This window comes from Rhizobium sp. BK456, from assembly GCF_014194045.1.
Lineage (GTDB): Bacteria > Pseudomonadota > Alphaproteobacteria > Rhizobiales > Rhizobiaceae > Rhizobium > Rhizobium redzepovicii.
The window spans coordinates 50,627-62,964 of record NZ_JACIAO010000007.1 but is presented as its reverse complement, the minus strand read 5'-3'; the positions used below and the strand labels follow the sequence as shown (position 1 = coordinate 62,964).

At 63.5% G+C, this 12,338-nt stretch carries 9 protein-coding genes and 1 riboswitch; of the genes, 6 read left to right on the top strand and 3 right to left on the bottom strand.

Features of this window, described 5'->3' with window-relative positions; all coding sequences use genetic code 11:
* The first annotated feature begins 133 nt into the window (after positions 1-133).
* Complete coding sequence (locus FHX03_RS19990; protein WP_183855099.1) at positions 134-904, top strand: SDR family oxidoreductase; 771 nt, start codon at positions 134-136, stop codon at positions 902-904.
* Between the two features lie 261 nt (positions 905-1,165).
* Positions 1,166-2,254 carry an adenylate/guanylate cyclase domain-containing protein gene (locus tag FHX03_RS19985; RefSeq protein ID WP_097625813.1) on the top strand — a complete coding sequence of 363 codons (1,089 nt, stop codon included), beginning with the start codon at positions 1,166-1,168 and terminating at the stop codon, positions 2,252-2,254.
* Between the two features lie 7 nt (positions 2,255-2,261).
* Here FHX03_RS19985 and FHX03_RS19980 read toward each other — a convergent pair whose 3' ends face one another.
* Complete coding sequence (locus tag FHX03_RS19980) at positions 2,262-4,052, bottom strand: chloride channel protein (protein ID WP_097625812.1); 1,791 nt, start codon at positions 4,050-4,052, stop codon at positions 2,262-2,264.
* Between the two features lie 279 nt (positions 4,053-4,331).
* Positions 4,332-4,725, top strand: a riboswitch (cobalamin riboswitch).
* 283 nt (positions 4,726-5,008) lie between these two features.
* On the opposite strand from FHX03_RS19980, the gene cobU reads away from it, so the two are divergent.
* The 4 genes from cobU to cobO are packed head-to-tail and all read left to right on the top strand — an operon-like array spanning position 5,009 to position 11,138.
* Positions 5,009-5,533: a bifunctional adenosylcobinamide kinase/adenosylcobinamide-phosphate guanylyltransferase gene (cobU, locus tag FHX03_RS19975; RefSeq protein WP_183855097.1), complete on the top strand. Its 525-nt coding sequence runs from the start codon at positions 5,009-5,011 to the stop codon at positions 5,531-5,533.
* A gap of 4 nt (positions 5,534-5,537) precedes the next feature.
* Positions 5,538-6,587, top strand: coding sequence for a cobalamin biosynthesis protein CobW (cobW, locus tag FHX03_RS19970; RefSeq protein WP_183855095.1), 1,050 nt, complete (start codon positions 5,538-5,540; stop codon positions 6,585-6,587).
* Between the two features lie 4 nt (positions 6,588-6,591).
* Positions 6,592-10,506 (top strand): cobaltochelatase subunit CobN, encoded by a 3,915-nt coding sequence (gene cobN / locus FHX03_RS19965; RefSeq protein ID WP_183855093.1) that lies wholly within the window; start codon positions 6,592-6,594, stop codon positions 10,504-10,506.
* On the top strand, positions 10,503-11,138 hold the full coding sequence (gene cobO, locus FHX03_RS19960) for a cob(I)yrinic acid a,c-diamide adenosyltransferase (protein WP_183779394.1): 636 nt from the start codon (positions 10,503-10,505) through the stop codon (positions 11,136-11,138). Before cobN ends, cobO begins: the two co-directional genes overlap by 4 nt.
* Before the next feature lie 3 nt (positions 11,139-11,141).
* On the opposite strand, the gene FHX03_RS19955 is transcribed toward cobO, so the two are convergent.
* Positions 11,142-11,936, bottom strand: coding sequence for a helix-turn-helix domain-containing protein (locus FHX03_RS19955; protein WP_097625806.1), 795 nt, complete (start codon positions 11,934-11,936; stop codon positions 11,142-11,144).
* Complete coding sequence (locus FHX03_RS19950) at positions 11,936-12,301, bottom strand: nuclear transport factor 2 family protein (protein ID WP_246699269.1); 366 nt, start codon at positions 12,299-12,301, stop codon at positions 11,936-11,938. The genes FHX03_RS19955 and FHX03_RS19950 overlap by 1 nt, the downstream gene beginning before the upstream one ends.
* Positions 12,302-12,338: the final 37 nt, after the last annotated feature.

Genomic DNA, 12,338 nt, shown 5'->3' with positions numbered 1-12,338 from the left:
GAGGAGAGTTGGGGCGCCATCGAATGCTCAGAGCAGCGACTTGCGCCCACTGTCTGCCGCTCCATTCTTGCCAAATTAGTTGACTGAGTCCATTAATTCTCTCACCACGAGAATTCGGTCGAGAGCATAAACCATGAGCGTAATGGATAGATTTTCACTGGCTGGTCAGGTGGCGCTCGTGACCGGGGGCGGCCGCGGTCTGGGCTTCGAGATGGCGCGCGTGCTTGCCGAGGCCGGCGCGCATGTCATCATCACCGGACGGACGGCGGCGACGCTGGACGAGGCCCTAAGAACGCTGCGTGCGGCGGGCGGCTCGGCGGAGGCTGCCGTGTTCGACATCGCCGACCGCGAGGCCCAGCGTTCTGTGATGGCCGATATCGAAAAGGTCCGCGGCCGTCTCGATATTCTGATCAACAATGTCGGCGCCCGCGACAGGCGGCCGCTGACCGAATTCGACGATGAGGCCATCATCGAGCTGCTGCACACCGATCTGGCCGCGGCAATGATGCTTTCGCGCGATGCCGCGGTGCTGATGAAGCGGCGCAATTATGGCCGCCTGATCGCGGTGACCTCGATCAGCGGTCATGTCGTCATGCCCGGCGACTGCGTCTATCCGGCTGCCAAGCAGGGTCTGACCGGACTGATGCGCGGCATGGCAGTCGAATTCGGCCCTCACGGCATCACCAGCAACGCGATCGCACCCGGCTGGTTCGCCACGGAGACGAACGCGGCAATGGCCGCGAATGAGGAATTGATGCCCTTCGTGCGCCAGCGCATCCCGGTCCAACGCTGGGGACGCCCGGACGAGATCGCCGGTGCAGCACTGTTTCTTGCAAGCGGCGCCGCATCCTTCGTCAACGGCCACGTATTGACCGTCGACGGCGGCATGACGGTCCGGATGTGAGGACGATACCCGCCGGCGTTGTGCCGGCTTCGGATAAAATGACTTGCCGTTGATAACGGCTGGAAATATCGGTTTGGCGCGACTATCAATTGATAGGGCGGCAGCCGGTTCGGCATCGCCGCCCATTTGCCCGATTTGCCGTCATAAGGTTGCGCCGGCTCATGTGGAGGTTCGGAAATTAACGGTCATATTCAGTGGATTATAGAGCAGGGAATCACCAGCGAGCATATTGGCGAGCTCGTTTCCGGCCTGTGTAAGCGGCTGATCGCGGACGGGTTTCCGATCTGGCGGGCGAGTATCAGAATGCCGTCCCTGCATCCGATGTATCGCGGCGTCGCGGCCAATTTCATGCGGGGCGGTGAGACCGTCCTTGAAAATGCCGAGCACGGCAGTGCTACGGAGCGTGACTTCGAGAAGACGCCGATCTTTTACCTTTTGAGCCGCGGCGAAAGAACGGGGCGATGGAATTTGGCGAGGGGCGAGGGTCTCGATTATACCGAGCTCAACGAATTCGCGCTTTCCGGGGGCACGGATCACGTGATTAGCCTGTTCGAATTCCCGAAGGAAGTCGCGTTGCGCGGGCTCGGTTTCTCGCTGACGAGCGATGCGCCGGGCGGATTTTCCGATGATCAACTGGCGATCGTCGCAGCGCTATTCCCGGCACTCGGACTGGCGGCCTACCGCGTGGCGGTTTCGAAGACGGCGAGCGATATCCTCGCGGTCTATACCGGCGCTAGGACGAGTGCGCGTATCCTTGCCGGCGAAACCCGCAGAGGAATGGGCGGTTCCATCGATGCCGCCATCCTACTGGCCGACCTTCGCAATTTCACGGCCTTGACCGAGGTCTATCAGCCCGCGGAGATCGTCGGGTTTCTCAACGAGCATTTCGAGCTGATCGACCGGCATGTCGAGGAAAATTCCGGCGAGATCCTCAAGTTCATGGGCGACAGTGTACTGGCGATCTTTCCGACTGAGGCGGAGGATCCGCAAAAGGCCTGCAGGGCAGCGTTGGCTTCGGCTCAGAATCTGCTGAAGGCCAACGAAGAGCTTAATCGCGAGCGGACACGCAACGGAGGCCCCGATATCGGCATCGATGTCGTGCTGCATCTCGGCGAGGTTTTCTACGGAAATGTCGGCGCCCACGGCCGGCTCGACTTCACGGTGATCGGCAGGGCTGTCAACGAAGCCTCGCGGCTGGAAAAGCTCTGCGGAATGCTCGAGCAGCACCTGCTGCTGTCGGAGAGCTTCGCGGCGACCTCAGCCGTCCCCTGCGAGTATCTCGGCTCTTTCGAATTGCGGGGCGTTTCGAAGAAGGCCGACGTCTTCCGGCTGGCCGGCGCCGCGTCATAACACCCCTTCAGATTTCGCCGGAGACTTCGCGACGGCGGCGGTCCAGTTCTTCGCTGTAGCGGCGCAGCGTATAGCTTTCGCTGAGCTGGCCGATCACCTTGCGCTCGATCAAATTGTTGACGACGGCGAGTGCTTCGCTTTCGCTCTTATCGAAGATCGCCGCCGCCTGCCTTGCATTCATCTGTGGCTGCAGGAAATCGTTGCGGTAGTGGATGAAATCGGCAAGCGTCTTGCCCTCGTCCTGGGTGTCGGTCGGGTTGGCGTAGATCTCCGGCACCAGCACGAGGCCGGCATATTTGTCGCTCTCCTCGACAAGGATGACACGCTGGGTCGAGCCGATTGGGAAGGCCTGCTTGAATTCCTCCAGCGAGATGCCAGCCCTTGCCGTCTTGACGTCCGCGCGCATCAGCTTGTCCACCGTCAGGTTGCGGATCCAGCCGACGTCATGGGCGCTGCGGATGCTTTCGCCGCGCAGGTGGAAGCGCCATGTGGCGAAGGAGTAGCCGAAGGTCGAGCGCACGACGAGCGAGGAGGTGATGACGGCGGCGAGCACCAGCGCGGTGATCGGGAAGTCGCCGGTGATTTCGAGCGCCAGGAAGGTCATCGTCAGCGGCCCGCCGATGACGGCGACGGCAAGCGAACTCATGCCGACCACGGCATAAATGACGGGCGTCAGCGTCGCATCGGCAAAATAGGGGCCGCAATAAGCAAAGAGCTTGCCGAGCAGGGCGCCCATGAACAGCGAGGCGAAGAACAGGCCGCCCCTGAAGCCCGAGCCGATCGAGATCGCCGAAGCCAAGGATTTCAACAGGAAGAGGCCGATCAGCGCCGGGATGGCGACGTCGCGGGAGAGGTTCAGATGCAACGCGCCATGGCCGGCCGAAAGCACCTGCGGCGAGATCATCGCCAGCAGCCCGACGATGATGCCGCCGAGGGCCGGGCGGAAGGGCGGGGCGATCGCGCTCTTGCGCGCCAGTTCTTCGACAAAGGCGACACCCTGCATGATCAGGATGCCGACGCCGGCTGAGACCGCGCCGAGCAGCAGCGCCGGGATATAATCGGCCGGCACGACCGCGCCGAAGCCGCCGATATCGATGGTGAAATCGCCGTGGGTGAGCAGCCTTGCGATCAGGGTGGAAACGAGGGCCGAAACCACCACAGGGGTCAGCGAGACGATCGTATAAGTGCCGATGATCAGTTCGAAGGCATAGAAGGCGCCGGTCAGCGGCGCGTTGAAGGCGGCGGCGATGGCGCCGGCTGCGCCGCAGCCGACGAGGACGCGGAGATCCGAGCGGCGAAGCTGCAGCTTCAGGCCGAGTTTCGAGGCGAGCCCTGCGGCAAGCTGGGTATAGCCGGCCTCCAGGCCGACGGAGGCGCCGAACCCGTTGGAGATCAGGTTCTGCACGGCGACGATAATGCTGTCAGTCAAGGACAGGCGGCCGCCATGCAGCGCATTGGCCTCGATCGGGTCGACCATCGGCTTCTTGCGGCGTTTGGCCAAAATGAAGAGCAACAGGCCGAGCAGGATGCCGCCGATGATCGGGGCGGTGAGCAGCAGCAGCTTGTCGTCGATCACCGACGAGCTCAACCTTTCGCTGTCGGCGATACCGAAGACCAACTGATGCAGTTCATTGGAGACGAAGCTCATGCCGGTCACGGCAAGACCGGAGGCAATGCCGACGACAGCGCCCGCCAGAGATAGACCGACTTCGCTGCGGCGGGTCAGCGCCCGCAGCCGCCCCGGATCGAAGAAAACACGCAGCGCTCGGAACCGGCGCCGATCCAATTTCATAAGCATGGCAAGACAACTAGGCAGGAAGAGGCCCGGTCAAGGGCGATGGCGAAGTCCGCTTGCAGCGCAATTGCGGCGAAAAGCCGGCGGGCGCGTCAAATATTTATGACGTAAGCCTCTGATAAATGACGATATTCCTGGTCGAGTAAGTCGTGTTCGGATGAGCGTGCCTGCCTTGCCGCCCACGGCCGACCGCCAAGGCCGGTTGACTTCACTCCTGAGCTTGCCTAACCATCCCTCAACGGATGGTCGCCAGACCATCCCACGCGGATGGTCATCTGATCATCCGCGGATATAACGGATGGTTCCGGATCGGCGTTACGCCTTCCGGATGAAAAGGGAATGTGACGGGGCGGACCCACACCGGGCGCCTTCATCACAGCCGACCCCGCGACTGTAGAGCGGTCAGGGTCTTCCATCCGGCATCGAGCCCTTCCTGCCCGCTTGCAATCGCGCAGGCGGGCGTGACGGGCGACATGCCGGAAAAGCCACTGGACATGCATGGTGATCAACCGGGGTCGGACGCCTCTATTTCTACGAATCGTCCACCTCTTCACCAATGCAGCCGGGAAGGCGAGGCAGATCCGCTGGCACGATCAGGGGCGACCGGTTTCCGGTCCGCCCCGATCGCGGCCGACAACCGCGAGCCAGGAGACCTGCCATTCGTGCCGGGCGAAAAGCCCAATCCTGGGCAAGAGACCCGCTGCCAGCACGGAGGTTGTTTTGGCTGAACGATTGAATTCGGCGTTGCCTCGTGGGGTACTGGAGCGCATTTCCCTCTCCTCCCTCATTCCTGTGCCCGTCACAGGAATCCAGTGCGACCAAGTCCTTGGGCGCGAGAGACTTACTTCCCGAATGAGAGTCATTCACGGCGCGGACGCGCCGTGGCTGGATTCCTGTGACAGGCACAGGAATGAGGGAGCGTGGTGGGGTGTCGCATTCTCCCAGCAGGCCTTCTGCGCATGACGACCGCTCTCTCCAATGCCATTTTCATCCTCGGCGGCGCACGCTCCGGCAAATCCCGGTTTGCCGAAAACCTCGTCGTTGCAACCGGCCTCGATCGTCACTACGTCGCGACCGGCCGGGCGTGGGACGAGGAGATGCAGTCGCGGATTGCCCAGCACAGAGCCGATCGCGGCCCGTCATGGACGACGCATGAGGAACCGCTCGATCTCGTCGGCAGGCTCGCCGCCATCGACGGCGAGGGCCGGGTCGTGCTGATCGACTGCCTGACGCTCTGGGTCACCAATCTGATGATGGAGGAGCGCGATATGGCGGCGGATTTTTTGGCGCTCGCCGATTATTTGCCGCGGGCAAAGGCGCGGCTCGTTTTCGTGTCAAACGAGATCGGCCTCGGCATCGTGCCGGACAATCGCATGGCGCGGGATTTTCGCGATCATGCCGGCCGTCTCCACCAGCTGATCGCGGCAAAGGCCGCCGAAGTCTATTTCATCGCGGCAGGCCTGCCGCTGAAAATGAAGGGTTAAATCCATGAACCAACAGAAGATTCCCGCAACCGTCATCACCGGTTTCCTCGGCGCCGGCAAGACGACGATGATCCGCAACCTGCTTACCAATGCCGGCGGTAAAAAGATCGCGCTGATCATCAATGAATTCGGCGATCTCGGTGTCGACGGCGAGGTGCTGAAGGGCTGCGGTGCGGAGAACTGCAGCGAGGACGACATCATCGAACTGACTAATGGCTGCATCTGCTGCACCGTCGCCGACGATTTCATTCCGACGATGACGAAGCTGCTGGAGCGAGAACAGCGGCCCGACCATATCGTTATCGAAACTTCGGGCCTCGCTCTGCCGCAGCCGCTGGTCGCCGCCTTCAACTGGCCTGACATTCGCACCCAGGTGACCGTCGACGGCGTGATCACGGTGGTCGACAGCGCGGCTGTTGCCGCCGGCCGGTTCGCCGACGACCACGATGCCGTCGAGGCGGCGCGCAGCGGGGATCAATCGCTCGATCATGAGAGCCCGATCGAGGAACTGTTCGAGGATCAGCTCACCTGCGCCGATCTCATCGTGCTCAACAAGACCGACCTGATCGACGTGGCCGGCCTCGGCCGGGTGCGCGACGAGGTCGCCGCCCGCACCTCGCGCAAGCCCGTGATGATCGAGGCGAAAAACGGCGAGGTGCCGGCCGGCATCCTGCTTGGCCTCGGCATCGGCACGGAGGACGATATCGCCAACCGCAAGTCCCATCACGAACTGGAGCATGAGGACGGCACGCCGCACGATCATGACGAGTTCGACAGCTTCGTCGTCGATCTCGGCCCGGTCGCCGATCCGGCCGGCTTCATCGAGGCGCTGAAGAGCATCATATCGGCCCATGACGTGCTGCGCCTCAAGGGCTTCGTCGATGTTTCGGGCAAGCCGATGCGCCTGCAGCTCCAGGCAGTCGGCAGCCGCATCGACCACTATTTCGATCGCGCCTGGGCGCCTGGGGAAAACCGCGGCACGCGCCTCATCGTCATTGGTCTGCATGAGATGGATCAGGGTGCGGTGAGAGCGGCGATCGAGGCGCTGGCGTAGGCCCATGCATCTGCTTCTGGCCCAGCAGGGAACGATCAGCGACGGCGAAGAGGCGATCGATCTCGGTCAGACGCCGGGCGATATCCTGTTTCTGTCGGCCGCCGACAGCGAGCTTGCGGCGATCGCGGCCGCCCATCACGCCTGCGGTGGGCCGCATTCGCTGCGGCTTGCCAGCCTGATGAGCCTCAAGCACCCGATGTCGGTCGATACCTATGTCGAGCGCACGGCGCGGCACGCCAGGCTCATCATCGTCCGTGCGCTCGGCGGCGCCAGCTATTTCCGCTATGCGCTGGAGGCGCTGCATGCTGCAGCGTCCCGCGCCGGCGCGCAGATTGCGGTGCTGCCGGGTGATGCCAGGTCGGATGCGGGGCTGGTACCCTTCTCGAACATCGAGGTCGACGATCTCGATGCGCTCTGGGCCTATCTCATCGAGGGCGGCGAGGCCAATGGGCGCGCCTTTCTCGATTATGCCGCGGCGATGCTGTCGGGCGCGGAGAAGCCCGCGCCGGCGGTACCGTTGATGAAGGCGGGGATCTGGTGGCCGGGGCGAGGGCTGATCGGGGTCGAGGAGTGGCGGCGGGTGACAGAGAAGGTGGCGGTGGAGCCAATCGTCGCCATCAGCTTCTACCGAGCGCTCGTGCAGAGCGGCGAGACCAAGCCGATCGAAGCGCTGATCGAAGCCTTGCAGGCGCAGGGTCTCCGGCCGCTGCCGGTCTTTGCCTATAGCCTCAAGGATCCCGTTTCGACCGGCATTATCGAGAGCGTGTTCTCAGTAGTGAAACCCGATGTCGTGATCAACACGACCGGCTTTGCCGTCTCCGCGCCTGGTGCCGACCGGCAGCCGACGGTGCTGGAGGCGAATGGGGCGGTGGTGCTGCAGGCGATCTTGTCTGCGTCCTCCAAGGAAGCGTGGGCGGCCTCCTCGCAAGGCCTGTCGGCGCGCGATCTCGGCATGAACGTGGCGCTGCCCGAAGTCGACGGCCGGGTGCTGGCGCGGGCGGTCTCCTTCAAGACGGCGGCGCGTTACGATGCAGCCGTCGAGACCAACATTGTCGCCAGCGAACCGGATGCCGGCCGGGTGCGCTATATGGCGGAACTGGCCGCCAATTGGGCGCGGCTGCGCGCTACTCCGGCTCGCGACCGGCGCATCGCGCTCGTGATGGCGAACTATCCGAATCGCGACGGCCGGCTCGGCAACGGGGTTGGCCTGGATACGCCGGCCGGCAGCATCGAGGTGCTTCGGGCGATGGCGGCAGCGGGTTATCCGCTCGCCGATATTCCGGCCGATGGCGACGCGCTGATCCGGCATCTGATGCAAGGGCCGACCAATTCAGGTCATGACGGCAGGGTCATTCGCGAGACCCTTTCCCTGAGTCTCTACAACGGCTTCCTGGATACTCTTCCTAATAAGATTCAGGATGAGGTGAGGGCCCGCTGGGGCGATCCCGAGAACGATCCGTATTTTCTCGACGGCGTCTTCGCCCTGCCTTTCGCCCGCTTCGGTAGCGTCCTCGTCGGCATTCAGCCGGCGCGCGGTTATAATATCGATCCGAAGGAGAGCTATCATTCGCCGGATCTCGTGCCGCCGCACGGTTATCTTGCCTTCTATGCTTTCCTGCGGCGCGCGTTCGGCGCCGATGCCGTCATCCACATGGGCAAACACGGCAATCTCGAATGGCTGCCGGGCAAGGCGCTGGCGCTATCGGAGGAGTGTTATCCCGAGGCGATCCTCGGGCCGCTGCCGCATCTCTATCCCTTCATCGTCAACGACCCGGGCGAGGGCACGCAGGCCAAGCGCCGGACTGCCGCCGTCATCATCGATCATCTGACGCCGCCTTTGACGCGGGCCGAGAGCTATGGGCCACTCAAGGATCTGGAAGCGCTGGTCGACGAATATTACGAGGCCTCCGGCAGTGATCCCCGCCGCATTCGCCTGCTCAGCCGGCAGATCCTCGATCTGGTGACCGATATCGGCCTCGACCGGGATGCCGGTATAAAGAGCGGCGAAAGCGAAGGCGAAGCGCTGAAGAAGCTCGACGCCTATCTCTGCGACCTCAAGGAAATGCAGATTCGGGATGGGCTGCATGTGTTCGGCGTGTCGCCGGAGGGGCGGTTGCTGACAGATCTCACCGTGGCGCTGGCGCGGGTGCCGCGCGGGCTGGGCGAGGGCGGTGATGCGAGCTTGCAGCGGGTGATCGCGGCGGATGCGGGGATGGGCAATGTGCCTGGGGCACCCCCCTCTGTCCTGCCGGACATCTCCCCGACAAGGGGGGAGATTGAATCGGAGCGCCGGCCTCCCCAAACAATCGATATAGAGCGATTGTCTTACTCCTTGCCGATCTCCCCCCTTGTGGGGAAGATGTCCGGCAGGACAGAGAGGGGTAACTCCACGTTCGACCCTCTCGACTGCGACATGGCCACCCCCTGGACCAGAACACGTCCCGCCATCCTGGCCGACGTTCTCGATGCACCCTGGCGCACCAATGGCGACGCCGTCGAGCGCGTCGAACTGCTGGCAGCGAAGTTCGTTTCCGGCGAAATGGAGTGCCCAGCAGAGTGGAAGGCTACGCAGGCTGTACTCTCCGAGATCGAAACCCGCCTCAAGCCCTCCATCCTCGCCTGCGGCCCCGCCGAAATTCACGGTCTACTCAACGGGCTCGACGGTCGCTTCGTCGCACCTGGCCCATCCGGCGCGCCAACACGCGGGCGGCCCGACGTGCTGCCCACGGGCCGAAATTTCTATTCGGTCGACAGCCGCGCAGTGCCGACACCGGCCGCTTACGAACTCGGCAAGAAATCCGCCGAGCTGCTGGTGCGCCGCTATGTGCAGGATCACGGCGAATGGCCTGTTTCCCTGGGGCTGACGGCATGGGGAACGTCGAATATGCGCACCGGCGGCGACGATATCGCCCAGGCGCTGGCGCTGATTGGCGTCAAGCCGCTCTGGGACATGAGTTCTCGCCGCGTTACCGGCTATGAAATCATACCGCAAGCCATGCTCGGGCGGCCGCGTGTCGACGTGACACTCCGCATCTCCGGCTTCTTCCGCGACGCTTTTCCCGAGCAGATCGCTCTGTTCGACAAGGCGGTCCGCGCCGTCGGCGCGCTTGAAGAGGACGAGGCCGACAATCCGATCGCAACGCGCATGCGCGGCGAGGCGGCAAGGCTTGCGGCTGCCGGCCTCGACGCCGCCGCGGCGAAACGTCGGGCGGGCTACCGGATTTTCGGCTCGAAGCCCGGCGCCTACGGCGCCGGATTGCAGGCGCTGATCGACGAAAAGGGTTGGGAGCGACGCGCCGATCTCGCCGAGGCCTATCTCGTCTGGGGCAGTTATGCCTATGGCGCCGGTGAGGAGGGCAAGGCCGAACGCGGCCTGTTCGAGGAGCGGCTGCGCTCGGTGCAGGCCGTCGTTCAGAACCAGGACAATCGCGAGCACGACCTGCTCGACAGCGATGACTACTACCAGTTCGAGGGCGGCATGGCGGCGGCGGCCGAGGCGCTCAGCGGCGCGCGCCCCTCGATCTACCACAATGATCATTCGAGGCCGGAGCGGCCGGTGATCCGTTCGCTGGAGGAAGAGATCGGTCGCGTCGTGCGCGGACGCGTCGTCAATCCCAAATGGATATCCGGCGTCATGCGCCACGGCTACAAGGGTGCGGCCGAAATTGCCGCCACCGTCGACTATCTCTTCGCCTTCGCGGCGACGACGGGCGCGGTCGGTGCGCATCATTTCGAGGCGGTCTACCAGGCTTTCGTCACCGATCCGGGTGTGCGTAGCTTCATGACGGAAAAGAACCCGGCGGCATTCGACGAGATGACAGCGCGGCTGCGCGAGGCGATCGACCGCAGCCTCTGGACGCCGCGCAGCAATTCGGCCCGGTTCGACCTGGCCAAACCACAGAATGAGGTGAACCGATGAGTGACGAAATCCCGGACAACGAAACGGGCAAGGATGATGCGCGCCACGCCGAGAAGATGGCGAAGAAGAAGGCCGCGCGCGACAAGATCATGGCGACCAAGACCGACGGCAAGGGGCTGATCATCGTCCATACCGGCAAGGGCAAGGGCAAATCATCCGCCGCCTTCGGCATGATCTTTCGCCACATCGCCCATGGTAAACCCTCGGCCGTCGTGCAGTTCATCAAGGGCGCGATGTGGACCGGCGAGCGCGATCTGATCGAGAAGCATTTCTCCGATCTCTGCCAGTTCCACACCATGGGTGAGGGGTTCACCTGGGAAACGCAGGACCGCGCCCGCGACGTTGCCGCCGCCTCGGCTGCCTGGGAAAAGGCCAAGGAACTGATCCGCGACGAGCGCAATTCCATGGTGCTGCTCGACGAGATCAACATCGCGCTGCGCTACGATTATCTCGACATCAACGAAGTCGTCGCCTTCCTTACGACCGAGAAGCCCGCCATGACGCATGTGGTGATGACGGGGCGCAACGCCAAAGAAGAACTGATCGAGATCGCGGATCTGGTGACCGAGATGGAGCTTGTCAAACATCCCTTCCGCTCCGGCATCAAGGGGCAGCCGGGGGTAGAATTCTAGGCATCAGTTGAGGGAAAGGCCGCGCAGGATCGCGGCTGTTTCCTCATCCGCCGGGAAGAAGGATTCCACGGCCAGTTCCGACAGAGTGATGTCGACGGGCGTGCCGAAGACTGTGGTCGTCGAGATCAGGGATAGCGGGCCGGCCTTGGTCGAAAGCTTCAGCGGAACGGCGATGCCGGCGTGGTCGCTATGCGCGTCGTTCGCCGCTTCGGGCACCGGATAGGACAGCAGTTCTTTCAGCAGCCTTTCCAATACCGGATCGCCCGAGGCCGATATTTGCTGGCGCAGCCGGTCGATAAGGTGGGCGCGCCATTCCGGGAGGTTTGCAATGCGGGGCGCCAGTCCTTGCGGGTGCAGGCTGAGGCGCAGCACATTGACCGGGGGTTCCAGCAGGGACGGATCGGCAATGCCTGAGATGAGCGGCGCCAGCGCCGCGTTGGAGGCAACGAGGGTCCAGTGGCGGTCGATCGCGAGCGCCGGGAAAGGCTGATGAGCCTTCAACACCATGTCGATGGCGCGGCGCGCTGGTTCCAAGGCGGGATCGTCGAGCGCACGCTCGGTAAAGACGGGAGCGAAACCCGCCGCCAGCAGCAGCGGGTTCCGGTCGCGGAGCGGCACGCCGAGGCGTTCGGCAAGATGCAGCAGCATGTCGCGGCTCGGCGTCGAGCGCCCGCTCTCGATGAAGCTCAGATGCCGCTGCGAGATATCGGCCTCCAGCGCCAGGTCGAGCTGGCTCATCCGGCGGCGCTGGCGCCATTCGCGCAAATGATCGCCAAGAGAGCGGGCGGTCGGCGCCATCAGGCGGCTTCCGGCAATTGGTCGATGAAGCCGCGGACGGATTTCAGCTTGCCACCCTCAAGCTCGACAAAATCCGTGCCCTTGATCAGTGCTTCGCCATTGGCAGGCCCGAGGCCCCAGGAGAAACGCAGATTGTCGCCATAGCCGTCAGCCGTGCCGATCAGTTCGAAACGAAAACCGGGAAAGCGGTTCTGCACGGCCTCCACCAGCGAATTGATCTGCTCGTGGCCTTCGCCGCACATCAGCGGATCGACGTAGGTTGCGGCTTCCACCCAGCTCTCGGCGATGAGAGCGCGGCGGTGAGCCGCATCCGTCTCGTTCCAGACGGCGAGGTAGCGCTCGGCATTGCTGTTTGCGTCGTTCATCGGGTCATCTCCTTTTGATCGCCCGTTCACTCCAGGC

Coding starts and splice junctions, on each gene's coding strand:
- cobN (WP_183855093.1), top strand. CDS start 6,592: ATGCATCTGCTTCTGGCCCAGCAGGGAACGATCAGCGACGGCGAAGAG.
- FHX03_RS19955 (WP_097625806.1), bottom strand. CDS start 11,936: ATGGCGCCGACCGCCCGCTCTCTTGGCGATCATTTGCGCGAATGGCGC.
- FHX03_RS19980 (WP_097625812.1), bottom strand. CDS start 4,052: ATGCTTATGAAATTGGATCGGCGCCGGTTCCGAGCGCTGCGTGTTTTC.
- cobU (WP_183855097.1), top strand. CDS start 5,009: ATGACGACCGCTCTCTCCAATGCCATTTTCATCCTCGGCGGCGCACGC.
- cobW (WP_183855095.1), top strand. CDS start 5,538: ATGAACCAACAGAAGATTCCCGCAACCGTCATCACCGGTTTCCTCGGC.
- FHX03_RS19990 (WP_183855099.1), top strand. CDS start 134: ATGAGCGTAATGGATAGATTTTCACTGGCTGGTCAGGTGGCGCTCGTG.
- FHX03_RS19950 (WP_246699269.1), bottom strand. CDS start 12,301: ATGAACGACGCAAACAGCAATGCCGAGCGCTACCTCGCCGTCTGGAAC.
- cobO (WP_183779394.1), top strand. CDS start 10,503: ATGAGTGACGAAATCCCGGACAACGAAACGGGCAAGGATGATGCGCGC.